17 protein-coding genes and 1 pseudogene are annotated in these 26572 nt (G+C 72.2%); 10 read left to right on the plus strand and 8 right to left on the minus strand.

Going from position 1 to position 26572, the window contains the following annotated elements; genetic code table 11:
* A partial coding sequence (locus O3Q52_RS18990; RefSeq protein WP_269649972.1) for a S9 family peptidase occupies nt 1-1160 on the plus strand: 1160 nt, incomplete at its 5' end.
* A 156-nt stretch (nt 1161-1316) separates the two neighbouring features.
* A complete protein-coding gene (locus tag O3Q52_RS18995; RefSeq protein ID WP_269649973.1) occupies nt 1317-2213 on the plus strand; it encodes a hypothetical protein in 897 nt (298 codons plus the stop codon).
* Nucleotides 2214-2321: 108 nt separating this feature from the next.
* Here the strand turns inward: O3Q52_RS18995 and O3Q52_RS19000 are convergent, their stop codons facing one another.
* Both O3Q52_RS19000 and O3Q52_RS19005 read right to left on the minus strand, forming a co-directional pair.
* Complete coding sequence (locus O3Q52_RS19000; RefSeq protein WP_269649974.1) at nt 2322-2516, minus strand: antitoxin; 195 nt, start codon at nt 2514-2516, stop codon at nt 2322-2324.
* Nucleotides 2517-2615: 99 nt separating this feature from the next.
* Entirely contained in the window at nt 2616-3326 is a 711-nt protein-coding gene (locus O3Q52_RS19005) for a ribonuclease H (protein ID WP_269649975.1), read from the minus strand.
* Between the two features lie 274 nt (nt 3327-3600).
* On the opposite strand from O3Q52_RS19005, the gene O3Q52_RS19010 reads away from it, so the two are divergent.
* The 6 genes from O3Q52_RS19010 (at nt 3601) to O3Q52_RS19035 (ending at nt 8529) form a co-directional block, all read left to right on the plus strand.
* Nucleotides 3601-4533, plus strand: coding sequence for a MurR/RpiR family transcriptional regulator (locus tag O3Q52_RS19010; RefSeq protein WP_269649976.1), 933 nt, complete (start codon nt 3601-3603; stop codon nt 4531-4533).
* 282 nt (nt 4534-4815) lie between these two features.
* Nucleotides 4816-5205 (plus strand): hypothetical protein, encoded by a 390-nt coding sequence (locus O3Q52_RS19015; protein ID WP_269649977.1) that lies wholly within the window; start codon nt 4816-4818, stop codon nt 5203-5205.
* Nucleotides 5206-5484: 279 nt separating this feature from the next.
* Nucleotides 5485-6069 carry a hypothetical protein gene (locus tag O3Q52_RS19020; RefSeq protein ID WP_269649978.1) on the plus strand — a complete coding sequence of 195 codons (585 nt, stop codon included), beginning with the start codon at nt 5485-5487 and terminating at the stop codon, nt 6067-6069.
* Nucleotides 6070-6693: 624 nt separating this feature from the next.
* Complete coding sequence (locus O3Q52_RS19025; RefSeq protein ID WP_269649988.1) at nt 6694-7413, plus strand: TetR family transcriptional regulator; 720 nt, start codon at nt 6694-6696, stop codon at nt 7411-7413.
* Nucleotides 7414-7523: 110 nt separating this feature from the next.
* A complete protein-coding gene (locus O3Q52_RS19030) occupies nt 7524-7931 on the plus strand; it encodes a Zn-ribbon domain-containing OB-fold protein (protein WP_269649979.1) in 408 nt (135 codons plus the stop codon).
* 88 nt (nt 7932-8019) lie between these two features.
* Nucleotides 8020-8529 carry a DinB family protein gene (locus tag O3Q52_RS19035; protein WP_269649980.1) on the plus strand — a complete coding sequence of 170 codons (510 nt, stop codon included), beginning with the start codon at nt 8020-8022 and terminating at the stop codon, nt 8527-8529.
* A 62-nt stretch (nt 8530-8591) separates the two neighbouring features.
* On the opposite strand, the gene O3Q52_RS19040 is transcribed toward O3Q52_RS19035, so the two are convergent.
* From O3Q52_RS19040 to O3Q52_RS19065, 6 genes are read right to left on the minus strand one after another with little or no spacing between them, the layout of a single operon-like run.
* Nucleotides 8592-9695 (minus strand): class I SAM-dependent methyltransferase, encoded by a 1104-nt coding sequence (locus O3Q52_RS19040; protein WP_269649981.1) that lies wholly within the window; start codon nt 9693-9695, stop codon nt 8592-8594.
* Nucleotides 9692-10927, minus strand: a complete 1236-nt coding sequence (locus tag O3Q52_RS19045) for a glycosyltransferase (protein ID WP_269649982.1) — start codon at nt 10925-10927, stop codon at nt 9692-9694. Before O3Q52_RS19045 ends, O3Q52_RS19040 begins: the two co-directional genes overlap by 4 nt.
* On the minus strand, nt 10924-11802 hold the full coding sequence (locus O3Q52_RS19050; protein WP_269649983.1) for an alpha/beta fold hydrolase: 879 nt from the start codon (nt 11800-11802) through the stop codon (nt 10924-10926). The genes O3Q52_RS19045 and O3Q52_RS19050 overlap by 4 nt, the downstream gene beginning before the upstream one ends.
* 3 nt (nt 11803-11805) lie before the next feature.
* Nucleotides 11806-12144, minus strand: a complete 339-nt coding sequence (locus O3Q52_RS19055; RefSeq protein ID WP_269649984.1) for an acyl carrier protein — start codon at nt 12142-12144, stop codon at nt 11806-11808.
* Nucleotides 12141-17003 carry a type I polyketide synthase gene (locus O3Q52_RS19060; RefSeq protein WP_269649985.1) on the minus strand — a complete coding sequence of 1621 codons (4863 nt, stop codon included), beginning with the start codon at nt 17001-17003 and terminating at the stop codon, nt 12141-12143. Before O3Q52_RS19060 ends, O3Q52_RS19055 begins: the two co-directional genes overlap by 4 nt.
* A gap of 1 nt (nt 17004) precedes the next feature.
* On the minus strand, nt 17005-24210 hold the full coding sequence (locus O3Q52_RS19065) for a type I polyketide synthase (protein WP_269649986.1): 7206 nt from the start codon (nt 24208-24210) through the stop codon (nt 17005-17007).
* Between the two features lie 897 nt (nt 24211-25107).
* Here O3Q52_RS19065 and O3Q52_RS19070 point away from each other — a divergent pair.
* Complete coding sequence (locus O3Q52_RS19070; protein WP_269649987.1) at nt 25108-26343, plus strand: tetratricopeptide repeat protein; 1236 nt, start codon at nt 25108-25110, stop codon at nt 26341-26343.
* Nucleotides 26340-26572 (plus strand): annotated as a pseudogene (locus O3Q52_RS19075) (polyprenyl synthetase family protein); the annotation flags it as partial. The gene O3Q52_RS19070 and the pseudogene O3Q52_RS19075, both read left to right, overlap by 4 nt.

A 26572-nucleotide genomic window follows, 5' to 3' on the forward strand; every position in this document is an offset into this window, starting at 1 on the left:
ACCCCGCCACCCGCGCGCTCCTCCTCAAAGCCGGCTACGCGCTGGTCGGTTCCTCGTACGCCACCACGGGCTGGGCGGTGGAGCACGCGGTGCCGGACCAGTTGGCGACGCTCGACGCGTTCACCGAGCGGTTCGGGACGGCCCGGCGGACCCTCGCCTGGGGCCAGTCGTACGGGGGGTTCGTCACCACGAGGATCGCCGAGCGCCACGGCGACCGGATCGACGGATCGCTGTCCGTCTGCGGGCTGGTCCAGGGCGGCGTCGCCAACTGGAACAACACGCTCGATCCGGTCTTCGCCCTCAAGACCCTCCTGGCACCCGACGCCTCGATTCCGCTGGCCGGCTTCCAGGACCAGGCGGCCGCCACGACCGCCGCCGCCGGCCTGGCCGGCGTCGTCACGCAGGCCCAGACCTCCGCGGACGGCCGTGCCCGGATCGCCCTCGCGGCGGCCCTGCACAACATCCCCGGCTGGAACGACCCCTCCCAGCCCCGCCCCGCTCCCGACGACTGGAACGCCCAGCAGGCCAACCAGTACACGGCCGTCCAGGGCCTGCTCGCGACCGCGGCGTTCAGCTGGCGTCAGGACACGGAGGTGCTGGCGGGCGGCAACTCGTCCTGGAACACGGGCGTCGACTACGCGAAGCTGTTGCGCACGTCCTCGGCGTACAAGGAGGTCAAGGGCCTCTACAAGGCGGCCGGGCGCTCCCTGAAGGCCGACCTCAGGGCACTCAACACCGCCCCGCGCGTCAAGGCCGACAAGAACGCGGTCGACTGGATGAGCCGGACCAGCACCTTCACCGGCCGGCTGACGAAACCTCAGCTCAGCATCCACACCACCGGCGACGCCCTCGTCCCCGTGCAGACCGAGAGCGCCTACCTGCGCGCCGCCACGGCCGCCGGTTCGCGCCCGCTGCTGCGCCAGGCGTACGTCGGCAACGCCGGTCACTGCACGTTCAGCCCCGCCGAACAGGTCGCCGCCCTGGACACGCTGGAACACCGGGTCGACACGGGCCGATGGGGCGACACGGGCGCCGACTCCCTCAACTCACGGGCGGCACAGGCCGATCCGACGACTCCGGCCCGCTACACCGCGTACCGTCCCACTCCGTACCTGCGCCCCTACGACCTGGCCCATCCGGGCGACGCGTACCGGCCCTGACCCGTCCCGCCCGGCGTGGGAACGGCCCGGCCGTCGGCGCCTCCCGCATCCTCTCCTCGACGCGTGCGACCACATTCGACCGCATGCGACCACATCTGGGCGCACGCGACCGATGTACGTCCGGCCGTTGGCGCCCCGGAGCCGGAGGAGGAGTCGATGCCGCCCCACCCCACGCCTCGCAGGACGACCCTGGTGCTGACCGCGGCGGCGGTTCTGGCCGCAGCGGGCTGGACCGCCGTGGGCCGGCCGTCGGGAGCCGCACACCCGACCCTGGCACCCGACCCGCCCCCGCCGGCCATGCTCTGCGCCGCCGCGGGCACCCTGAAGGGCGAGGGCGGGCAACGTGCCTCCGTCAGCCTGTGCGCCACCGGCGGGGGTGCCGGTACGTCCCTGTCGGCACCGGCCACCTGCGGGCGGGCCGGCTCCTCCGTCCGGTACACCTGCCGGACGTCCGGCACCTGGACCCTGCGGCGCGACGGCAGGACCGTCGCCACCGGCCCGCTTCCGGGCGGCAGGGAGAACCCCGGCCCGGGCACGTACGAGGTCAGCGGCACCGTGCACGTCCGTTCGTCGCCCGCCGGCGTCGACCTGCGCGGCACGGTCCGCGCCACCCTGACCCTCACCGACCCGAAGCCCGTCGCCACCCATCGCATCGAGGCCGACCAGCACGCTTTGCGGCCGAACACGACCACGACGCTGACGTACACCGTCTCCCGCGACAGCGACGAGGGGGACGGAAGCGCCCGCTTCGGGCTCATCGGCGAGGAGACCTCGGGGGTGGAGCTGACGACGGCCGACCCGCGCTGCGTCAATCCGCTCGTCGGCCGCTATCCGTCGGGCGCCCGCAGCATGTACGCCCTGGACTGCGCCCTCACCGACCTCCAGCCGGGCAGGCCCTCCACGGTCGTCGTCCGGGCCCGGCTCGCGGACGCCTGCACGACGGTCGTGTCCAAGCTGGGGTACTGGATGCCCCGGGGCCAGAGCCTCTATACCGGAGGCATGCTCGCCGGCCCGACGGTCACCTGCTCGCCGTCAAGTGCCCGCGGGCACTGACCACTTGGCGGGACGAACACCACGGGGCCGGCCCCCACGAGGGGGACCGGCCCGCGGCGGCGGCGAGGCAGGCCCTCGCCGCCGGTGCGCGATCGCGGTGTGACGGTGTCAGGACTGCGGCGGCCGGTCCTGGTCCGGGTTCGAACCGAACTGGTCCTTGAGCCTGTCCTGGGCGCCGTCGACCTGACCGCTGTACTTGTTCTGGGTCTTGCCGTCGACGAAGTCTCCGGCCTTGTCGACACCCTTGTTGGCCTGGTCCGGGTGGCCCTTCAGCATGCCCTTGATCTTGTCCATTACGGACATGAGTCATCCTCCTGATCAGTTCACCCCCACACCTCCAGGGTCACCGCAGGTGGCGGATTTCGCATCCGGGCGGGAAAACCGCCGGTCAGGGGCCGGGTCCTAGGCCTCGGTACGGCACTCCGGGTGGCCCCAGCCGTCGGAGTTCTTCGCGATGGTCTCGCCCGCGGTGTACGAGCGGCCGCAGCGGCAGCGGCCGGGGAACTTGGCCTTGAGCGTGCGCGAGGACGACGAGGACGACGAGGCGGCGGAGGACGAGGCACGCTTGCGCGGCGGCCCCGCGCTCTTGGCCGTCTTCTTGGCCGCGGGCGACTTCGGCGGCTCCGGAGAGCCGTGCTCGCTGCCCGCCGGTTCCTGGACGACGGCCGCCTGGCTCGCCGCCCGGTCCGCGAAGTCGTTGAGCGGGTCGCCGTCGACCTGGTGCGCGGGCACGTACCGGAACTCGACCGAGCGGCCGTCGAGCAGTTCGTCGATCCGTACGACGAGTTCCTGGTTGGCCACCGGCTTGCCCGCCGCCGTCTTCCAGCCCTTGCGCTTCCAGCCCGGGAGCCAGGTCGTGACGGCCTTCATTGCATACTGGGAGTCCATCCGGATCTCCAGGGGCACATCCGGGGCCACGAAGGTCAACAGCCGCTCCAGCGCGGTCAGTTCGGCGACGTTGTTGGTCGCCGTGCCGAGCGGTCCCGCCTCCCACTCGGTAGGAGTTGTGCCGGTCCCGTCGCCGATGACCCAGGCCCAGCCGGCGGGACCCGGATTGCCCTTCGATGCACCGTCGCATGCGGCGATTACGCGTTCACCCATGGGCTCGATCATGCCAGGGGTCGGGGTAGCTCCGGGACGGTGGGTGATCCGGTGCGGGTGCGTCGTGGCTGACTGCGCCCACTGGGCGGAGCCGCACAACGTCACCGCCTCGCGCCCCTGGAGGTCGGGGCTCGACCCTGCGTAACAGTGGACCGTGGCGAGTACCGCGCGGCACACCCCGGAAAACCGTCCGGACGGTGGCCCTCTGACCACGCGCAACTGTCCGCCGGACCCTCCTTCCTGTGAGCTATGTTGAACCTGAGTGGGACACGAAGGAGGCGCATCGGTGCCATCGCCGCAGCAGGCCCGCGCGCAGGCGTCTGCGATCAGTTCGGGGAAACCGGTCCCGGAGGCGGAGGCCGCTCCCACCACACGGCTGCGGGCACTTTTCGACGGCCCCCGGCTCTCTCCCGGGCAGCGCCGCATCGCCCAGTACCTGATCGAGCACATCACCGAAGCCGCGTTCCTGTCGATCACGGACCTCGCCGAGCGGGTGGGCGTGAGCCAGCCCTCGGTGACCCGCTTCGCGACGGCGGTGGGCTTCAGCGGCTATCCCGCGCTCCGCGAGCGCCTCCAGTCGATCGCGCTCAGCAAACTGGCCAGCACGCCGGAGGCCGCCGAGGAGGCGGAGGCGGCCCGGCCGAACGAGCTGCAGGCGGCCGTCGACGCCGAGATCGACAACCTGGAGAACCTGCGCCGCGACTTCGCGGACCCGGAGCAGGTCATCGAGACCGGCCGCGCGCTGTCGCAGTCGACTCCGCTCACCATCCTCGGGCTGCGGATCTCCGGCTCACTGGCCGAATACTTCGCGTACGCCGCCCGTCGTATCCACCCGGACGTGCGGCTGGTCACGCGGGGCGGCAGCGTCGCGTACGACGCCCTGCTCCAGTCGCGCGAGGCGGGCGGCACCTGGGTGCTGGCCTTCACCATGCCCCGGCACGCCCACGAGACGCTGACGGCCATGCGGGTCGCCCGGCGGGCCGGGCTGAGCGTCGCCCTGGTCACCGACCTGGGGCTCGGGCCGCTGGCCGACGAGGCCGACGTCGTCTTCGCCACCGGCACCGGTTCCCGCCTCGTCTTCGACTCGTACGCGGCGCCCGTCGTGCTGTCCGCGGCCCTGCTCCAGGCCATGACCGACGCCGATCCCGAGCGTACGCAGGCCCGCCTGGAGGACTACGAACAGGTCGCGGACGAGCACGCGTTCTTCGTCAAGGACTGACCTCTCCGGCATGTGGTGACCGGTGTCCGCAAGGCGTGATTCAGCCGTACCTCCACATGAATTTTTTCATACCCTTGCGTACCGGACGGTATATATGAATACTTCTCGCTGATCGGGATCCGGTGGGGTCCTGGTCGGCCCGGGAACGACGCTCCCTTCTCGTATCGGCCCCGGGTGCATTGAACGGGCACCGCTCGCGCACGCCCGTGGCGGCCCCGGTCCATCCCCTAGGCCGGGGCCGCCAAGAACCACCCTCACCACCCGCCGGCCACCTCGGAAGCGATGTCCATGTCCCTGACGTACTCCCCCATCAGCACGGATTGGCCGTGTCAGGTCAAGACGCCCGGCAACCGGGACTGGGAACGGTCGGCTGCCAAGTGGCTGCGCGACCTGGTGCCCTCCCGCTACGCCAGCTATCCGCTGCTGATCCGTCAGCCGGTGCTGCTCGCCCGCCACGCGCAGATCCAGCTCCAGCAGGAGATCCGGGTCGTGCGCACCGCGCTGCACAGCGCCCGGGCCGAGCTGCCCGCCCTGGGGATGCCGGAGTCCGTCATCGAGAACACGATCAAGCTGTACGCGGCCGAGCTCACGCAGTTGAACCACATCGCCCGGGGTGTCCGCGTCGTCTCGCAGGCCCTGGTGGAGAGCCACAGCACGCGGCACGGCCACTGAGCCGGTCACCCGCGGACCCGGCGCCTTCGCGACTGCGGACGCTCGCTGGTCTGCCGGGATGCGTGATGGGGGAAGCGGGAGCGACAGTGGCGTTGACGGGGTCGACGAGGAGACGTCCGTCGAACCTCGGGGCCGATTCGGAGCGTTGACGAGGCGCCTCTCGTTGCGGGGGCAACCGCGGAAGCGTCGCTGGGCCGTCGCCGGAGGAGCGGTGGTCGTTCTCGCCGCCGGGGTCTCCCTTCCGCTCGCGCTCGCCGACTCCGGGCACGACAGGCCCTGTTGCGGCTGCCCGCCTCGAAGCGGGCGCTCGCCGACGACGCGACGGCCGCCACGAGGGCACTGGATCCCGGCGAGGACCTCGAACGGCTGGGCTCGGCCAGGAAGCTTCTGGCACACGAGAAGGTGTGCGACGACGGTGCCCGCGTACTCGGCGAGATCGTGAACGCGGGCACCCGCGCGAAGAGTTCAGGTACACCGCACACCCTGGCGCAGGCACGCGGCGCGTACGCGGTGGCCGCGGTCCTTCATCGCGCGGAGATCCCCGATGGTCTAGCCCCGGGCGTGGCGCGGATGCCGGCCGAGTACGTGGAGGACTCTGGGCGCGACGACTCGATCAGCGACGACGACGCGAACCGCCCGGCGGTGCCCGCCGAGGAGGCCCAGCTCGACCGGGACGGCTACTCCCGGTACGGGCGCTTCCTGGCGGCGGGTGCGGCGCACGTGGTCTTCGAGCACAGCGACAGCTACGCGGACGCCGACGCGAACATCGAGTACCTCGTCGCCGAACTCGCCAAGGACCCCGAGGCGTTCGCGATCCTCTACGACGCCGAGCGCGCCCACTTCGCGTACTCCTGGAGCGGCTGACCGGCTCGCGGGGCGACCCCGGCTTCCTCCCCTCGACCGACATGCGCTTCGAGTCGACCCCGCAGGACTGGCCCGACAACGAGCTACAAGCGGTCAGAAGCGGAACCGGAGCCCGGAACAGTCGCGGCGGTCCACCTGGTCCTGCGCGAACTGCTTGAACATGCGCTGCTCGGCGGCCTTGTCGACGCCCGGGATTTCGTCGGAGGCGCTGAGAGCGAAGTAAGGTGCGCGTCGTCCGGGGTGAGCCGGTCCACGACGTCCCGGGGCAGTGCCCCGCCGCACGCGCTGCCGGTCGGCATCCAGTCCCGTGCGTACGGCTCGGCCGCGTACCCGCCGATGCCCAGCACCACCGCAGCCGCCACCGACACCTTGATCCAGCGCCGCACCGTTCCGACCCCCGTCACACCCGCACCAGCGTTCGCTCCGGCCTCACGGCCGGGCACAGGCCCGGACAGTACTCGGCGCCTCGGACCGGTACGCACCCGGCCCGACCGGCATGGCACTCAGTTCCCCGGCCGGAGCACACCGAGTGCCATCCGTGCCTCGTCCGGTGCTAGGTTCCCCACCATGAGCGAGGCACCCCGCCCTGACCAGGCGGCCGACGTGACACCTCCGAAGCCGCCGATGCGGGACTCCCTCGTCGCGGCGGCGTTCCAGCTGTTCCTGGAGCGGGGGTACGAGCAGACCACCGTCGACGAGATCGTGGCTCTAGCGGGGGTCGGACGGCGGTCCTTCTTCCGGTACTTCCCGTCCAAGGAGGACGTGGTCTTCCCGGACCACGAGCGCTGCCTGGCCGAGATGAACGACTTCCTCAGCGAGGGCAGTGGTGGGGGCGGGGACGCGGACGACCCGGTGGCCCGGGTCTGCGACGCCGCTCGCGTCGTGCTGCGCATGTACGCCGAGAACCCCACGTTCTCCGTCCAGCGCTACCGCCTGACCAAGAAGGTGCCGGGACTGCGGACGTACGAACTGTCGGTGGTCTGGCGGTACGAGCGCGCGCTCGCCGAGTATCTGCGCGGGCGCTTCGCCGGTCGTCGGGACGGGACGCTGCGGGCCGACGTGATCGCCGCGGCCGTGGTCGCCGCGCACAACAACGGGCTGCGGTCCTGGCTGCGTTCGGACGGCCAGAGCGACGCGACCGCGGAGGTGGACCACGCGCTCGCCCATGTCCAGCGGGTCTTCGGTACGGACCCCGGCCCCGTCGGACGGGCACAGCGGCCGGCCGGCGAGCCGACGAGGGAAGCGGCGGCGGACGACGTGGTCGTTGTCATCTCCAGGCGCGGCGCGCCGATGTGGCGGGTCGTCCAGGAGGTCGAGACGGCTCTTGGCCGAGATCCCGAATGATTGAGGGTACTGAGTGCCTTTACGCGTGACACTGCGTGCCATATTCTGACGTCGTGCACGGCGCTCCGCGCACTTTCTCAGATTCCGGCCCGGCGCAGGGAGATGACATCGTGTTCCACCGAGGAAGCGGGACCACGACGGGCGTACTCGACCCGGAGACGACGACCAGCGGCCCGGCCGCCGAGGAAGGGCTCCTCTACCAGCGTTGTCGCTGGTGCGGGACCGCCATGTTCCACCGGCTGCTCTGCCCGGTCTGCCAGGGCAGTGACCTGCGCACGGAGCGCAGCGCGGGCCTGGGAGTCATCCGCCACGCCACCGTCGTCCATCGCAACACGCCGGGCGCGCGCAATGTGTCGCTCGTCGAGATGGCGGAGGGTTTCACCGTCCGGGGCCGGGTCTCGGGACCGCTCATAGCGATCCGTACCGGCGACCGTGTCCAGCTCACCACGGCGTTGGACCCGGTCCGCCGCGAACCGGTGTTCAAGCTCTGCGAGGAGCCGTACACCGGCTGGCACTGACCGGCTCTCCCACCGGCGCGACGCGCGCGGCGGGTCCGCGGGGGACACTGGGCAGGGACAGGAACCCGCGGAGAGCGTGGAGGAGCCCATGCACGCCAAGGACATTCTCGTCGACGCGTACGGCCGCATCCGGGAAGAGGTCCATGCCGCCGTCGACGGCCTCTCCCCCGGCGACCTCAACACCCGCATCGACGACCGGACCAACTCGATCAGCTGGCTGGTCTGGCATCTCACCCGTGTCCAGGACGACCACGTCGCCGACGCCTTCGGCCTGAAACAGGTCTGGCTGTCGCAGGACTGGCCGGGCCGCTTCGCCCTGGGCCTGCCCGGCCGGGACACGGGCTACGGCCACAGCCCGCGGCAGGTCGCCAAGGTCCAGGTCGACTCGGGTGACCTGCTGCTCGGCTACCACGACGCCGTCCACGAGCAGACGCTGGCCGCCCTGCGCGACCTGCGCGCCGACGACCTGGACCGGATCGTCGACGCGAACTGGTCCCCGCCCGTCACCCTGGGCGCCCGGCTCGTCAGCGTCCTCTCGGACGACCTGCAGCACGTGGGCCAGGCGGCGTTCGCACGGGGGATCCTGGACGGCCGTTGAGGACGGCCGTGCCGCGCAGGCACCAAGCACGCCGGTACTACCCGCTCAGTCAGGTCAGTCGCTCAGTCGCGGCGCGCCAGGAGCCGGTAGGCGTTGGACAGACCCAGCCGGTGCGACAGGCGTTTGACCACGAACCGGTCCAGCAGGGTGCCCAGGATCAGGAAGGGCACGCCGGCGATCGCCATCGTGGTACGCAGCGTCCGCTGTCGGCGGTTCGGCGGGTTCGGCAGCCACGGCAGGTCCTCGCGTGGCGCGGCCGCGTCGATGGCCAGCCACGTACCGGCCAGGAGGTCGACCGGGTCGTGCGGTTCGGCGTGCTGTTCCGCCACGACCGTGAAGCCTAGGTCGGTCAGTCTGCGCCGCAGGTTCTCGACCGGGACGAGGTGCAGGTGCTGCGGCTGGAGCCAGGGCAGCCACCAGCGGCCGAGGAGGCGGGCGTAGCGGCTGTCGGGGTCGGGGACCTCGATGAGCAGATGGCCGCCGGGGCGTATCGCCCGGTGCGCGGCCTCCAGTTCGCGGCCGGGCTCCGTGCTGTGCTCCAGGTAGTGGAACATGCTCACCACGTCGTAGTGGCCGGCGAATTCCGGGGCCAGGTCGGGAAAGCTGCCGCGGTAGCCCCGCTCCACCCGTCCTGCGCGCTCGGCGAGTTCGGCGCCGTCGGTGAAGTCGAGCCCGTCGAAGGTCGTGCCGGGGTGGACGGTCCGCGCCGACTCGCAGAAGTGGCCGTGGCCGGTGCCGACGTCCAGCCAGTTCTTGGGCGTCGCGGCGAACGGCAGCAGGGATTCCGCGCGCTGCCGGTACATCGCGGTCCGGCCCCCGAAGGTGTTGCCGAGCTGCTTCTCCCCCAGACCGTCGTAGAAGTCGCGGTAGTAGAACTCCAGCCCCTCGGCGCTCAGTCGGGGGTTCTGGAAGGTGTGCCGGCAGTCCTGGCAACGGTCGAGGACGAAGCGGCCCGGCTTGTGCTGGAGCAGGTCGGTGGTGCGCAGCCGCGTTTTCAGCCGCCCCGAACCGCACCAGGGGCAGTCGGAGCGCCGGGGCTCGAAGAAGCGGTCCAGGCCGCGCGCCAGTTCGGCCTGGTAGACGGGGCGCAGCGCGGCGACCTGTTCGGTGCGACTGGGTGCCGGCTCGGCGTCGGCCTGTTGTGGTTCGTGCTGTTGGTCGTTCATGGGGCCTCCTTGGCGGGCGCGCCGATGGCCAGTTCTTCGAGGTGAGTGGCTGCCGCGCCGGCACCACCCGCGGCACGGAAGGCGGTGCGGATCCGCTCGGCGGCGGTGCGGTAGCCGGGTTCGTGGAGTACGGCGTCGATCGCCGCGCCGAGCTTGGGCGCGGTGACCCGGCCGAACCTGACCCGGATGCCCGCTCCCGCGTCGACGACCTGCCCCGCCACAACGGGCTGGTCGTCGCGGATGGGGGCCACCACGAGGGGGACGCCGTGCCACAGCGCCTCGCACACGGTGTTGTGCCCCGCGTGGCAGACGACCGCGTCGACCCTTTCGAGGAGCGGGAGTTGAGGGACCGAGGAGCGGATCAGTACGTCCTTGTCATTCAGGTCGTCCAGGTCCGCGTGCGCGCCCAGTACGTTCGCGGGATCGACGATCACCGTCTGCACCCGGTCCGCCCGGCTGCGCAGGGCGTCGCGGCACTCGGCGAGGAAGCGGGCCCCGACATCGGTGTTGGCGGTGCCGAGGGTCACGAGCACCGTGGGACGGGCGGGGTCGAGCCAGGTCCAGGGGAAGTCGGCGGAGTCCGGCCGGGTCGCCATCGAGGGACCGACCCAGCGGATCCGGTCGCCCGCCCCAGCCTCAACCCCGGATCCGACCCCGGACCCGACCAGCTCCGGCGTGCTGAACGCGAGCACCAGGTGCGGGGAGAACCGTGGATCGGCCGTGCCCGACGGATCACCGATACGGCCTCGCAGCTCGTGAAGCAGCGTGTCGAGCCAGTCCGCGACCTTGGGCATGCCCGCCAGCGCGCCGGCGAAGGTGAACTCGGCAGACGTGGTGGACGAGGTGGCCCACGGCACGCGCAGCCGCTCGGCGACCAGTCCTCCGGCGAAGGCCTGTTGATCGGCGACGACCGCATCGGGGCCGAACTCCCCGATGGCCGCCCGCACTCCGGGGGCCATCGCTTCGGCAAGCGGCACCAGGAACCGTTCCCACAGGAACTTCAGCGCCTCCGGGCCCCGAAGGTCCGTCGGCCGCACTCCGTCCTCCCCTGTCAGGACCGGTCCCGCGCACTGGAACACCACTGCCTCGTCCCCCGCGAGCCGGCGGACGAGCCCGGGATCGGCGGAAGCCCAGGCCACCCGGTGTCCCCTCGCGGCCAGTTCCGCCGCCACGCCCACCGTCGGGTTGATGTGGCCGACCAGCGGCGGCACGACGAACAGGAACCCGCTCACCGGCCCTCGACCCTCGCGAGTTCGGCCACGCCCCGCGCGGCCACGCCTCGATCCACAACGCCCCGCTCCGCCACGCCCCGCTTGCCCGTCCCCTCGTCGATCATGGCCAGAATGTGGCCGCCGACCGTCCCCGGCGCCTCGACGAGCACGGAGTGTTCATGCCCCGGCACCACGACGGTCCGGCAGTCGGGCAACAGCGACTCCAGCCACGGTGCCCGCTCGACGAGGGCCGACTCGCCACCGTAGAGGGCGAGTACCGGGCATCGTACGGACCGGATCTGATCCTCCGTCAGCACCTGACTCAACGGAATGTCCCGGGCGAGGGTGGTCTCGCGGGCCAGGCGGGCCGCGCCCTTCGCCAGGCGGGCGGTGTTCTGGCTGTGGTTGGCGGTGATCCAGGCCAGCGCGGCGGCCTCGTTGTGCGCCAGTTCGGTCAGCACCTGCCGCAGCACCCCGTCCATGGTCGCCGCCCAACCCGCGGTCGCCGGTTCCGATTCGATCAGGGAGACGCCGGCCGCCCGCTCCGGATGGCGGGCGGCGTAGCCGAAGGCGACGGATCCGCCGAAGGAGTTGCCGACCAGTTGGACCGGTCCCGTCACCTGCAGCCGGTCGAGCAGCTCCTCCAGGTCGTCGAGATGGTCGTCGAGGCGGTAGCCGCTCTCCGGACGCTCGCTGCGGCCGTGGCCGCGCAGGTCGTACATGATCACGTCGATGCCGGACACCGCGAACACCGGTGCCAGCGTGAAGTAGTAGCTGGCCAGGCTGTCGGTCAGCAGACCGTGGACGAGAACCGCGGTCGCGGTGACGGGACGCCCTGCCTTGGGCGTCATCCGCTGAACGTGCAGCCGGACATCGCCGGTGTCGACCATCGCCATGGCTCAGCCCACCTCCGCCGCTTCGAGGCTCTTCACAACATGCTCGACGAGCCTGCCGACGGTGAGTTCGATGATCTCGTCGAACTCCATACCGGCCAGGAACTCGGCGAAGTTGACCCGTTCCCCGTACCGCTCCCCCAGCAGGCCCGCCAAGGTCACGAGGTCGATGCTCTCCAGTTCCAGATCGCGGTTGAACGTGGTCTCCATGCGCACCTCGACGTCGTCGAGGCCGTACTCGTCCAGGAGGATCGCGAGCATGCCGGTGAGGTCGGCGAGGACCGACTCCTCGTCCGCGCGCACGGGTTCGCCGTCGGTCGCACCGGTCGGCTGACTCGGGTTCATCGATCGCTCTCCTCTTGGTCCGTCGAGTCTTGGTCCGTCGGTCCGGTCGTCCAGGCCACGACGTAGTCCCTGTCCGGCAGTCCCGGCGGGTTGCCGGTCCGCTCGCAGTGCACGGTGTACGCGCGTTCGAGGCGCCCCGAGACCACCAGCCGGACCCCGGCGCCCTCGGCGTTCCCGCCCGTCGCTTCGAGCACGGTGAAGTCCCGGGGGCGTCCCCGGAAGCCGGTGCCCTCCGCCTTGGCGACCGCTTCCTTGGCCGCCCAGAACCGGGTGAACCACAGCGCCTCCGATTCGCCGGTGGCGGCACATCGGGCGCCCAGCAGCCTCGACTCGTCCTCGCCGAGGGCGACGGCGAGGGTCCCCGCGTCCCGCTCGACGACCTCTTCGATGTCGATGCCCGGCCCCGGCTCGGGCCTGTGCGGCCGTACGATCGCGACCCCGGCCTCCGCGCGATGGGCCAGCGAGACGTCCAGCGAGGGCAGGGTCCGACCGTGCAGTCCCGTGACGTACGGGCGGCCCGAGTCGTCGTTGCGCACCCGGATCTCGGCCGGGAAGACCGGTCCCTCGCCGTGGTCCCACAGCCACTGCCGTACGGCGTCCTTGGCGACGATCCGGCCGAGCAGCCACTGTCTGCGGCCCCGGGGAGCGTGCCGCTCGTACTCCGAACGCTCCGCGCCGCTGAGGGAGTTGCGCATGATCAGGTCACGCGAGGCGAGGTCGGGCCAGCGCTCGTGGAGCAGGGACCAGCCGCCGGTACGCGCCTGGGAGAGGGTGTTGCGCTCGGGGAACCGCTCTACGGGCCTGGTCTGCGGGTCGTTGTCGAACCGGCGGTCCTGCCAGCCCGTGAGCTCGGCCCATACCTCGCCCGCGACGACCAGTTGGACGTCGGCTTCGAGCACGGTGTCGGTGAGGGAGATGATCCTCACCAGGCAGTCCACGTCGGTCCCGGGGCGCGGGTGCGGCCCGTTGAACCGCATGTGCCGCATCTGGACGGGGAACACGACGGTCCGTTCCGTACGGGTCGCCATGATCCAGTAGCCGAGGAGCTGGCCCACGTTGTCGAGCAGGGCTCCGGGGGCGGGCGGCGTGGTGATCACGCCTCGTACGTGACTGTCGCCGATCGCGGTGAGTTCGGTGACCCCTTGGAAGGCTGGTCCGTGGAACATCCAGCGCTCGTCGTAGAGCTGGGCCGCGGTGTGGTCGGGGGCGCGTTCGGAGGCCGGGTCCGTACGCCACGGGGTCGGGCGCGTCACCGGATGGCGGGCCGCGAGCTCGACCACCGCACGGGCCCGGGGGCCGAAGGAGACCGCGAGGCGGCCGGGGCCGTCGGGGACGGCGGTGACCGGTACCTCGACGGCCGGTGTGGCGGTGAGCCACTGGTCGAAGCGGGCCCCGTGCACGGCGACCGCCCGCATACCGGGGGCCGCGCGCTCTGCCACCTCCATGATGTGGTGCACGATCGTGGTCGCGGGGACGACCGGCCAGCGATCGGCCACGTCGGGCCAGCCGGGCCGCTGCGGGAAGAAGCAGTGGTCCAGGAGGTACGGCATCGCTTCCGGGGATACGGGGACGACGGTGCGCCATTCCTGTCCGGGTTGCCCGGCAGCGGGTGGCCCGGCGGTAGAGGGCGTGGGGGCTGAGGTGGGAGCGGCTGCCCGGGCCGGGGCACGGACCGGAGAAGGCACCGTGGTGCGGGCAGGAGGAGAGGCTGTGGGAGGGCCGGAGTGGCGGCTTCCTGCCGTGATCAGTGCGGCGGCCGTGTCAGCCGTGTCCCGCAACAGCGCGCTCAGTTCGGCGGCGACCGGCATGCGCGCGGCGAGCGCGTCCAGTGGGGACGGGGCCGCGGCGGCCGCCGTGGGGGCGGCATCGCTCGGGGCCGGAGTGCCACGCAGCTCGGAGCGCAGCTGTGTGAGAGCCGGGCCGTCGAGCGAGATGAGCGCCCCGCCGAGGTCGAGGCGGACGGTCGGCCGGTCCACCCGCGCAGGGCGTTTCGGGACAACGGCACCCGCCGCGCGGGCGGAGAGGCCGGTGGAACGTACGGACGGCGGCAGCGCGGGAGTGACCGCCGCGCCCGCGGTCCACAGTGCCGTCGCCACGCGGCGGAGCTGGGCGAGGCCGCTGCGGTGGGGCGAGTTGGCCGCCACGACCAAGTGATCGCGCCCGCTCAGCGTGTCTCCGACGAGTGAGCCGAGCTGCCCGGTGCCGACCTGGACGAAGGCGCGATGGCCCGCCGCATACATGGCCTCGACCAACTGCTGGAAGCGGACCGGCTCCAGAAGGTGTCTGACGAACAGGTCGCGTACGGCGGCCTCGTCTGCGGGGAACGGCGCCGCGGTCGTTCCCGACCACAGCGGCACGGTCGGCGGATGCAGCCGGAAACGGTTCGCCGCTACCTCGATGGGCGCGAGGTAGGGCTTAAGCATCGGTGTGTGGAAGCCGGACCGGAAGGGCAGCACCTGGCTGAGCACGCCCCGGGCGCGGAAGGAGCGTACGAACTCCTCCACCGCGTCGTGGGGTCCGCACACCATCGACTGGTTCGGCGCGTTGTCGTGGGAGAGGACGATTCCGGCGTCCGTCCACCCGTCGTCGAGGGCTTCCAGGACGCGCCCGGCGGGGGCGCCGAGAGCGGCGAAGGACAGACCGGGGACGGTCAGCGCGTCGGGGTCGAACGACGCCATGAAGTCGCTCACCTCGTCCCCGGCGTACATTCCGGCGGCCACCATCGCCGTCCACTCGCCGACGCTGTGCCCGGCCACCGCGTCCGGGACGACGCCCATGCGGCGCAGTGCGCCGTCGAGCAGCCGGCCGACGCCGACGACACCGAATCCGTGTCGGCCCACGTCCGAGACCCGGGCCTTCTCGGCGTTCGGGGTGGGCCCCAGGACGCCGGGTAGGCCGAAGTGGGCGGCTAGGTCGTCGACTTGGGGCTCGAAGTCGCCTTCGAGTCCCGGGAAGAGGAAGGCCAGCTTGCCGCTCCTGCTCTCGTCCTCGCCGCCGAGCAGGGGGCTCGGCGTGAACCAGACGTCGCTGCGGCCGTGCCAGGCGCGTCCCTTGGCGACCGCCCGGCGTGCCAGGGCGAGCCGCTTGGCGGTGGGGGCGACGATGCCGAGCCGGGCCCGGCCCGCGTCCGGATGCGGCCGGCCGGTGCCGGTGTCGAGACCGGCCGCGAGCAGGGTGTGGTCATCGGCCTCCAGCAGAGCGGCGAGGCGCTCGGGGCTGTCGGCGGCGAGGAGGAGCACCTGCTCCGACTGGGCGACGGAAGTGGCGGCTGTACCTGTGACTGTGGCGTCGACGGTCCGGGAAGGGGACGGGTTCGGCGACGGGGGCGAGGGCGGGGAAGCGATCGCCGTGTGCCGGGAGACCCGTACACCAGGCGTTCGGGTGGCCCGTGCGTCAGGCGCCTGTTCAAGCACGACATGGGCGTTGATCCCGCCGAAGCCGAACGCGTTGACGGCCGCCCGGCGCACCGGCCGCTCGGGGCTGGTCTCCCAGGGCGTCGCCGTCTCCAGCGGACGGAAACGGGTGGCCGCGAGGGCGGGGTGCGGGTCGTCGCAGTGGAGTGTCGGCAGGAGCATCCCGTGGTGGACGGCGAGGGCTGCCTTCACCAGGCCGGCCACTCCGGCGGCGGGCATGGTGTGGCCGATCATCGACTTCACCGACCCGATCACTGCGGGGTCACGCTCCGCAGCAGGACCGAACACCTCGGCCAGGGTGGCGAGTTCGGCCGCGTCGCCGGCCGGGGTCGCGGTGCCGTGGGCCTCCAGGAGGCCGATGGATCCCGGCTGGGCGGGATCGAGGCCCGCCGCTTGCCAGGCCTGGCGTACGGCATGGGTCTGGCCGCCGGGGTCGGGGTTGACGAGACCGGCGGCGCGGCCGTCGCTGGCCACGCCGGTGCCGCGGATCACCGCGTAGATCCGGTCGCCGTCGCGTTCGGCGTCAGCCAGTCGCTTGAGCGCCACCACGCCGGTGCCCTCGCCGATCAGGATGCCGTCGGCGTCGCGATGGAAGGGGCGGATCCGCTGGCTCGCGGAGAGCGCGCGGAGTTGGGAGAAGACGCTCCAGAGTGTGATGTCGTGGCAGTGGTGCACTCCCCCGGCGAGCATCAAGTCGCAGCGCCCGGAGGCGAGTTCGCTCACCGCCTGGTCGACGGCGACCAGCGACGACGCGCAGGCGGCGTCCACGGTGTAGGCGGGGCCACGCAGGTCGAGGCGGTTGGCGACGCGCGAGGCCGCGAGGTTGGGCACCAGACCGATGGCCGACTCGGGGCTGTCGGGCCCGAGCCGCTCGGTGAACGCCTCCCGGACCCGGTCGAGTTGACCGGCGTCCAGGTCGGGCAGCAACTCGCCCAGCGTACGGACGAGTTGACCGGCGGTGCGGACCCGCTGGTCGAGCCGGACCAGGCCGGGCGTGAGGTAGCCGCCCCGGCCCAGGACGACGCCGATGCGGTGCCGGTCGGGCAGCCGGTCCTCACCGCCCGCGTCGGCGAGGGCGGCGGCGGCCACGTTCAGCGCGATGAGCTGGTCGGGTTCGGTGCCGGGCACCGAGTTCGGCATGATCCCGAACCGGGTGACCTCCACGTCGGCAAGCCCGTCGACGAAGCCGCCGCGTCGGCAGTACACCTGGTCGGCGACGGCCGGCCCGGTCGCGGAATCGGGCCGGTAGTAGTCGGCGTCCCACCGCCCGTCGGGTACGTCGGTGATGGCGTCCGTGCCCGCCAGCAGATTCCGCCAGTACGCGTCGAGGTCGGCGGCGCCGGGCAGCAGCACCGCCATCCCCACGATGGCTGTGGGAGAAGGAAGTTGACGTCTCCTCAGATCTTCCCGAGCCCCGAGTTCCTCCTGATCCCTCAGGTCGGTCATGTCACCAGCCCGACGACGTGTAGACGACGGCCCCGGCCGACTCGTCGCCCCAGGCGAGTTCACGCAACAGCGCCGCGGTGCCCTCCTCGGGGTCGATCAGCTTGATCCCGCGCCTGGCGTACTCGCGCCCGAGTTCCGGGGTCACCATTCCGGTGTGACCGCCGGTGGGCGCCCACGGTCCCCAGTGCACGGTCAGGGCACGGTGACCGGTGCGGGCGGCCCAGTCGGCGCCGAGGCTCTGGAGGGCGTCGTTGGCGGCCGCGTAGTCGACCTGGCCGCGGTTGCCGAGGACGGCCGAGATGCTGCCGAACAGGACGGCGAACGCGGGCCCGTTCGGGAACTCCTCCAGCGCTGTCAGCAGCGTCTCCGCGCCGCTCGTCTTCGTCTCGTACACGCGTTGGAAGGACTCGGCGGTCTTGTCGGCGATCAGCCGGTCCTCGATCACTCCGGCCGCGTAGACGACACCGTCGAGCCGGCCGTGCTCGGCGTGGATCTCCTTCACCGCCTGGAGCGCGGCGTCCGGCTCCCGGAAGTCCACACAGTGGTAGCGGGCCGTGCTGCCGAGGGCCGTGAGTTCCGTCAGAGTGGCGGTGATCTCCCGTTGAGCCAGGACGAGTTCGGCTTCGCGGTTGATCTCGGCGGGCGTCACTCCGCCGCCCGCGCGGGCGGCGATTGCCGTACGCAGCGCGGCGCGGTCCGCGGCCGCGGCGATGGCCGGATCCTCGGGTCCGGTCGGCGCCGGAGTCCTGCCGAGCAGTTCGATACGGCACCGGGACGCCGCGGCGAGCGCGGCGGCGAAGGTCGCGGTGATGCCGCGGGCCCCGCCGACCAGCAGCCCCACGGAGTCCCGGTCGAGGCCGATGGCCGCGGCCTCGGCGGCTCCGTCACCCGCCGGTCCGGCTCCGGTGGTGCCGAGGGCGCCCAGCGGCGTCTCCACGAGGTCAAGTCCGTGGCGACCGGCGGCCGTTCGCAGAACGACCGGGGCCGGGCCGGGCGCGAGCAGTTCGGCGACCAGCGCGTCGGCGACGGCGGCCGACGTGGTGTCTTCGAGGTCGACGACCCGCGCGACGGTCGCCAGGTGCTCGCGCGCGACCGTACGGAACAGACCGTGCAGCCCTGCCGACCGGAGGCCCGGGGAGTCCCCGTCGGCGGGCCGGGCGGCGAGCAGCCAGCGGGGGCCCCGGCTCAGGGCGGCCTGGAACACGGGGAACGCGTGGGGCAGCACCGGCGACGAGGAATCGGCGAGGGAGTCGAGGTACAGCACCCCGTCCACCCGGCCGTCCGCCTCGGTGAGCAGATGCTCCGGGCCGAGGACCACTGCGTCGGCTCCGTGCCCCGTCAGCCGGGAGCGCACCTCCTGGGACACGTCCTCGCTCTCGTCGCCGAGAAGGACGAACCGCTTCCCGGCCAGCACGGCGGACGGGTCCGCCGAGCCGTCGCCGTCCTGCTGCTCCAGCAGGACGGGCCGGAGCTGGAACCTCTTCGGCGCCTCGCCGGTGACTTCTACCAGCTCCGGCGTCTCGGCCTGCCCGACCGCCGTGCCGTCGCGTGCTCCCTCCGGCTGCCCTGCCGTACGCGGAGGCGAACTCGAAGACTCACTCGGATTCGTACTGCCGGACTGTTCGGTGGGCCCCACGAGGCGCGCAGCCAGCCAGCCCGTCACCGACGCGGCCGTACGGGCCTTCGCCAGGTCTTCCAGTTCCGCGTCGTCCAGCCCTGCGATGTCCACGCCGCCCCCGGCGCCCAGGCGCTTGGCCAGTTCACCGGCGATCTCGGCCCGCTTGATGGAGTCGATGCTGAGGTCGGCCTCCAGGTCGAGATCGGGCTCGATCATGTCCACGGGATAGCCGGTGCGCTCGCTGATGATCTCCAGCACGACGGCCAGGACGTCCGCTTCCGTGACCGTTGCCTTGACCGCCTGGGTGCCGGGCGTCTGGGCGGTGGCGAGCGCTGATGCGGCCTCCTCCGGTCGCGGAACCGGCAGTTGGGCCATGGGAAGCTCAGCGGCCGGTACGGCCTGCTGATGCATGCCGACCGCGGCAGGCGCGACGGGTGCGGGAGTCCACTCCCCCGCCGTGGCGCCGAAGTAGGTCAGCAGCACGTCGCGCTGTGCGGCCACCATCTCCCGGCTGGTGCGCAGGTACTCGACGATCAGCGCGTCCCTGTCGGCCGGGACGCCGTCTCCGTGGTTCGCGTGGCTCGTCGTCACTGTCGTCTCCACTACGCGTCGGGCCGGTGCGAGGGCACCGGGGAGGAGGTCTCCGGCGGCCGTACGGACCAGCTGGCCGTCGACCGTCCAGCCGGGCCGTTTGGGCTCCGGGGTCCGGGTCGCGTCGACGGCGTCGCGCCCCTGGAACAGCCATCCGGTGCGGACCGGCAGCCCCGCCACGGCCAGTTGGGCCAGCGCGTCGAGCCAGCCACGCAGCCCGCTGCCGTGGAGCGGCTCGCACGCCACGGTGCGGTGCGGGCGGTCGCCGAGGATCTGCGTGACCAGCCGGGTGAGTATGGACCCGGGGCCGGCCTCGACGGAGATCCTCGCCCCCGCCTCGTACATGGCCTCGACCTGCGCGACGAATCCGACCGGGGCGCCGATCTGGGCGGCGAGTTCCGCGCGGATCCCGTCGGCGTCGTCGCCGTACGGGGCCGCTGTGCGGTTGGACCACACCGGGAACTCAGGGGGACGCACGGTCCGGCTCGCGAGTGCCTCGGCGAACCGTTCTCCGCCTGCGGCCACCACCGGGCTGTGGAAGGCGCAGGCGACGGGGATGCCTTCGGCGCGGTGTCCCGCCGCGCGCAGCAGTCGCACGGCGGTGGCCATCGCCTCCGTCGGTCCGGAAATCACCGTCTGCCGGGGCGAGTTGTGGTTGGCGACGACGACCGTCGCGGGGGCGCCCGTCTCGCGCAGGGCCCGTTCGACGTCTTCGGCACCGGCCGCGATCGCCGCCATGGTTCCCGGATCCTCGCCGACGGCCGAGAGGATCGCCGCCGCCCGCTCGGCGCTCAGCTCAAGCAGCGCCTCCGGTGCGATCACACCCGCGGCGCAGAGGGCGACCAGTTCGCCGTAGCTGTGCCCGGCGGCCATGTCCGGTCGCACCCCGGCCGCGGTGAGCAGTGCGTGGGCGGCGAGTCCGGCGATGCCCAGCGCGGGCTGGGCGACCCGCGTGTCGGTGATCCCGGCCCGCCGGCGGTCACGGCCGGCCTCGTCGAAGGCTGCGGGCGGGTACAGCGCGTCGGCGTGGTCGCGGCCGAGGTGCAGGTAGTGCTGGAGCTCGGGGAAGGCGATGAACACGTCCGCGAGCATCCCGGGCCGCTGACTGCCCTGGCCCGGGAAGAGGAACGCGACCTTGCCGTCGGCCGACGCCGGCCGACGCGGACCGGACGGCGCCTGTCCCACATCGGCCTGCGCCGCGTCCCCCTGCCCCGCGTCCGCCTGCGCCACGTCCACCCGCGTAGCGTCCACCCGCGCCTGCTCGCTCCCGCCGGCCAGCGCTCGTCCGGCCTCCGCGAGGTGGATGCCTCCGGCCGGATCGTGCTCACCCGCCAGGGCCCGGCGCAGCCGGCCGGTCAGCCCGTCGACGTCCGTGGCGACGACGGCCACCTGGACCGGTTCGTGGCGGGCGTCGGCACGGCGGGACGCGCTCAGCGCGAGGTCGCGCAGGCGCCACGGGCGGCCGTCGGTCTCGGCGGCCTTGAGTACGTCCTCGATGGCTCGCCGGGCCGCCGCAGGATCCGTACCGCGGAAGGTGAACAGTTCGGCGGGCCAGTTGTCGAGGCCGTGGACGGGCGGTTCGGCGGCCGTGTGGGCGCTGAGCACCACATGGAAGTTGGTCCCGCCGAAGCCGAACGCGCTGAGTCCGGCGACGCGTTCCCCGGCCGGGGCCGCCCAGGGCCGAGCCCGTGTGTGGAAGGCGAACGGGCTGCTCTCCTCCTGCCACGCCGGGTTCGGCCGCTTCATGTGCAGGGTGGGCGGCTTGACTCCCGTGTAGAGGGACAGCACGGTCTTGATCAGGCCCGCGAGACCGGCGGCGCACTTGGTGTGCCCGATCTGCGACTTGACCGAACCGAGCGCGCAGGCACCGGTCTTGGCCCCGGCCTCGGTGAACACCTCGCTGAGGATGGCCAGTTCGGTACGGTCCCCGACCACGGTCCCGGTGCCGTGGGCCTCGACCAGGCCGATGTCGGCGGGTGAGATGCCCGCGTTGCGGTAGGCCCTCTCCAGCGCGGCGCGCTGTCCCTCGGGGCGGGGTGCCGTGAGTCCGAGCGAGCGGCCGTCGCTGGAACTGCCGACTCCCTTGATCACGCCGTAGATCCGGTCGCCGTCCCGTTCGGCGTCCGAGAGCCGCTTGAGCACGACACAGGCGATGCCCTCGCCCAGGGCGATCCCGTCCGCCGAGCTGTCGAAGGCCCGCGACCGGCCGGTCGGGGAGAGCGCGTGCACGGAGGAGAAGAGGACGTAGTCGTTGATGCCGTTGTGCAGGTCGGCGCCTCCGCACAGCACGACGTCACTCGTACCGCCGACGAGTTCCTTGCACGCCACGTCGACGGCGGCGAGGGACGACGCGCACGCCGCGTCGACGGTGTAGTTGGCGCCGCCCAGGTCCAGCCGGTTGGCGATCCGCCCCGAGATGACGTTGGCCAGCATGCCGGGGAAGGAGTCCTCGGTGAGCTTGGGCAGTTGCCCGTCCAGGCCTCCGGGAACCTCCCCGTAGTAGGAGGGCAGTACGGCACGCAGGGTGGCGGCGTTGGAGAGGTCGCTGCCCGCTTCGGCGCCGAAGACCACGGAGGTCCGTGACCGGTCGAAGCCCCGGCCGCGCTCCCCGTACCCGGCGTCCTCCAGTGCCCGTCGCGCGGCTTCGAGCGCCAGCAGCTGTACGGGCTCGATGCTGCCGAGGGAGGTCGGCGGGATGCCGTAGCGCAGCGGGTCGAAGGGGATCCGCGGCAGGAAGCCACCCCACTTGGACGGGGTCACGCCGTCCGCGTCCTCCGAGTAGTGCACGGCGGGATCCCAGCGGTCGGCGGGGACCTCGCCGACGCCGTCGTGACCGCCGAGGATGTTCGCCCAGTAGGCGGCGAGGTCGGGGGCGCCCGGGAACATGCAGGCCATGCCGACCACGGCCACGTCCAGCGGCTCGGGCGCCGCGGGCTCCTCGGCCGTGTCCATCCCGAGGCGTTCCCGGAGGAGAGCCGCGCGGGCGGCGAGGAACCCTGCCGCGCCGGTGGTGACCGAGCCGTGCAGTGCGTTGATCGTGGTGGTCGCCGAGCGCAGGACGGCCACTTCCCCGGCCATGAACATGCCCTCGGAGAGCTGGCGTTCCTCGGCCACGGCCGCCAGCTCACCGGTGGCGTCCCGCTCGATCCCCTTGCTGGCGATCCGCAGCCGCCCGACGTTGAGCCGTTCCAGTTCCTCCCAGATCCGCCGCTCGGGCACGCCTCGCTCGCGCAGCTCCGCCTCGGACTCCCGGTAGTTCTCGCTGAACGGGCTGGGCACACAGCGGGTGGCGTGGCCGGGTGCGGTCTCCAGCAGCGCGGTGCGGGTGGCGGCCATGACCTGCCGCTGGAAGAGCGGCCGGACCGCCCCGCACTCCACCGCTTCGTCGGTGAACAGATAGGCGGTTCCCATGAGGACGCCGACGGCGGCCCCGCGCGCTGTCAGTGGAGCGGCGAGCGCAGCGATCATCGCCGACGAGCGCTCGTCATGGACGCCGCCCGCGAAGAACACCTCGACGCTCTCGGCCGTTTGGGCATCCGTGCCGTCCAAGAAGTCTTCCAGTACGGCGAGTTGGGCCTCCCACAGGGGGAAACTCGCGCGCGGTCCGACGTGGCCGCCGCATTCGGAGCCCTCGAAGACGAATCGGCGGGCTCCGGCGTCGAGGAACTGGCGGAGCAGGCCCGGCGAGGGCACGTGCAGGAAGGTGCTGATCCCGGCCCGCTCCAGCGCCTCGGCCTGGGACGGTCGTCCGCCCGCGATGATCGCGTGCGTGGGCCGCAGGTCGCGCACGGCTTCGAGTTGGGCGTTTCTGGTCTCCTCGGGTGCGAAGCCGAGCACGCCGACGCCCCAGGGCCGGCCGGCCACGGCGGTGCGGGTCTCCTCCAGGACCGTTCGCGTCTGCTCGCCGCTCGCCAGGGCCAGCGCGATGAACGGCAGGGCCCCGTCCCCGGCGACGGCGGCGGCGAACCGTGCCTGGTCACTGACCCGGGTCATCGGCCCCTGGGCGACGGGCACGCGCGTGCCGAGCGCCCGGCTCATCGGGGACCCGGGACGCAGCGCCCCGGCCGGCCCGTCGTCGCGTACGGCGTCCCGTACGGAGTCGGTCAGGGCGCGGACCGTCCGGCCCGCGTCGCCCCAGCGCTCGGCGAAGCGGGCAGCGAGGAAGCCGTCCTGACCGACCGGCAGGAGCTGGGTACGCGGGTCCTGGGCACCGAGCATCCCCGACACGAGCACTGGATCGTCGGCCGGGACGCGCGGGGCCTCCGGGCCCCGGCGGTGCAGCACCCGGTGCCCGCCCACCACGACTGTCTCGGAGCCGTCCATGGACCGCAGTGCCGCGGCCGCCGGCTCCGGAAGCCTCGCCTCGGCAAGCAGCGCCAACTGGCTGTCCAGGACCACTCCGGCCGCCCCACCGGCCACCGCCGCCGCTGCCGTACGGGGGCCGATGCCGCCGCAGGCCCAGACGGGAAGGTCCACGCCGGGCTCGGCGAGCAGGTGCTGGAGCAGGACGAAGGTGCTGAGCTCCCCGGTCCGGCCGCCGCTCTCGCCGCCGCGGGCGATCAGGCCGTGCGCTCCGGCGCGGACCGCCGCCAGAGCCTGCTCCAGGTCCGTGACCTCCACCAGGACCCGGTACGTCGCGGTGACCTCGTCGATCTGCCATGGCGAATCCATGCCGAGGACGACGGTATGGAGACCACCGTCGTCTCGCTTTCCCGGCTTTCCGCTCTTCTTTCCAGGCGCGAATTCTTCGGGTTCGAGTTTCCCGGGACCGAGTTCTCCGGGAGCGATCCGGCAGTGCGCTCCGACCCGCACTCCGAACGGTCCCGGTGCCCAGCGCCTCAGGGATGCCAGCGCTTCTCTGGCTCTTCGGTCGCCGACTCCCAGGTCAAGTACCCCGAGGCCGCCCGCACGACTGACGGCGGCGGCAAGCCTGGCTTCCGGCTCACCGAACGGGGTGATTCCAATGATCATGTCCTCGGCGCGCACAGCAGACGTCATGATTCTCCGAAAAAATCGGTGAGACTGCACGGTGGGGGGTGCCTGGAGACGACGAATTGGCCCACGCGGACAAACACCGTTCACCCGGCGTCGGGGGAAACTCCCACGCGAAAACCAACCCGTTGGAAGCTAGCGCCAGACTTACCCGCCGGTCAACATCGCGTCGACCTGCCGCTACGCCGTGGAATCGATTCGGCCAGGCTCCGTCCGGCCTCAAGAACCGAAAACCCGGCCAATTGCAATCAGTCACTACGCTAGTCGGACGACAGCGCCGCAAGTCCGCCAAAAGCAGCGTCATGATTCACCCCTGCGAAACACGGACGGCAGCGCAAGGCCACTCTGTAAAATTCACATGCCAGCGCCAGAAGTCCCCGTCGGTCACACTCTCAAGATCCGCACGTGGCGCGATGTCGAGAAACAAATCCCCACACATCTGACTCCATCACGGGACGCCGCTCCGGCTCATTCACGGGGATTTCCCTTTTACCCGCCCTCACCCCGAACCGCCAGCAGAGCTTTACCTCTCCGCAACCGCAGGACGTTTCAGGAATCGCCCCGCCGACACCGGGAGAACACACTTCGGATCAATCGGTCGAATCGCTCCCAAGAAACCGCTCGCTCCGAGCCGACCACGACAATCCGCCCGTGGACCCGGACGCACCACGGCCGCTCCCCCACCCCGACTGTGATCTACGCCGCAGAGGCAACCCCGCCGCCGACACCGACGTCTTGATCGACAACGAGGTGGCGCGGCGGCGCCGGTGACCCGTCGACCCAGGACACGACCCAGGGTGGAGAACAGGGCACTATACACATCGCGTATACATAGCGTGTATACGCATGCGAAGTCAGGTCCGCCGCCGCCCCGTCCGAGCATCGGCAGACCGAAAGGCACGCATGTACGGCAAGGCATTCGCACCCGAGTACCAAGGTGCGCTCACCACCCTGTCCGTGAACTCCTCCCTGGTCGACGTACTGGCCGCGGGCACCGAGCAGTTGCGTGCCGCCGAACGCGCCGGAGCGCCGGGAGAGGTGGCGCGCTCCGGTCTCGCGGTCGCGGAGGCGCACCGTCGGCTCGGGCAGGTCGACGACGCCGACCGCGCGTGGAAGGCGAGTTACCGCGCGGCCCGGGAGGCCGGGGACACCGCCGCGATGGCATGGGCCCTGTGGAGCGGCGGCACACTGGCCCGCCAGCGCGGCGCGTTCCCGCTCGCCTGGCGGCTGCTGGGGCTCGCGGCCGAGTTCGGCGAGCGCGGCGGCGACATCGTCGTACGCGGCTACTCACTCGCCGGGATGGCGGAGACGGGCCGGATCCAGGGCGACTACGAGGCGGTCGGCGCCCTGCACGAGCAGCTCCTGGCCGAGGCACGCAAGCGCGGCGAGGCGCGGCACACCGTGTGGGCCCTGGAGGGCATCGCGCAGATACACCGCAACACCGGCTCGTACGACACGGCGTACGCGATGTTCGAGGAGGCCGCGGAGATCGCCGGGCGGGCCGACGACCGGCGCGGTCACGCGTGGGCGCTGCGCGGCCTGGCCGACATCGTGTCCGTCCGCGACGGGGATGCCGAGCGCGCGCTCGACCTGCTCGCCGAGGCCGAGGTGACCTGCCGGGAGATGAACCTGTCGAGCGCGCTGGCGTACAACCACAAGATGCGCGGCAACGTCCTTTACCGGGCCGGGCGTTACGCGGAGGCCCGGGACGTCTACACCCAGGCGCTGGCGGAGTTCCGCGCGATGAGCGAGCCCCGCGGGGAGGCGCTCTCCCGGCTCGGCCTCGCCAAGTCCCTCGCCCACCTGGGCCACGATCTGGACGACACGGCCGCCGAACTAGCCGACCTGGCACAGGTGTTGGAACGCACCGGCCTGCGGCACGCCCGGCAGATGGTGGCTCGCGCACAGGCGGAGTTCGGCATCGTGGCGGATGCGGATGCGAACGTCCAGACGGCCACGGTGCCGGACGCGGGCCCCCGTACCGGGCCCGGCGCGAGCGCCAACTCCGGCCGGCCGACAGCGGTGGACACGGAGACCCCGGCCGCCACGCCGACTGCCGGCAGCACGGCCTCAACCCTCGCAGCCGCAGACGCCGGCACCCCTGCAACGGCCCTCGCAGGCACGGAGGTTCGGCGATGACGGTGACGACCTCCGCGCTGTATCCGCCCGCCTCGGCCGCGGCCGATGCCGAGCGGGCCGTTCAACTCCTCGCTCGCAGCCGGGTGTTGGTGCGCCCCGCGCTCGCCGAGGCGGTCGGGCGGCTGCACCCGTGGGTGGGTGAGATGGCGGCGTACTCCTTCGGCTGGTGCGAGGCCGGTGGTGCGCTCGCCGCGGCGGCGGGCGGCAAGGGGCTGCGGCAGGCCCTGGC

It is taken from the genome of Streptomyces sp. ActVer, from assembly GCF_027270795.1.
GTDB lineage: Bacteria > Actinomycetota > Actinomycetes > Streptomycetales > Streptomycetaceae > Streptomyces > Streptomyces umbrinus_A.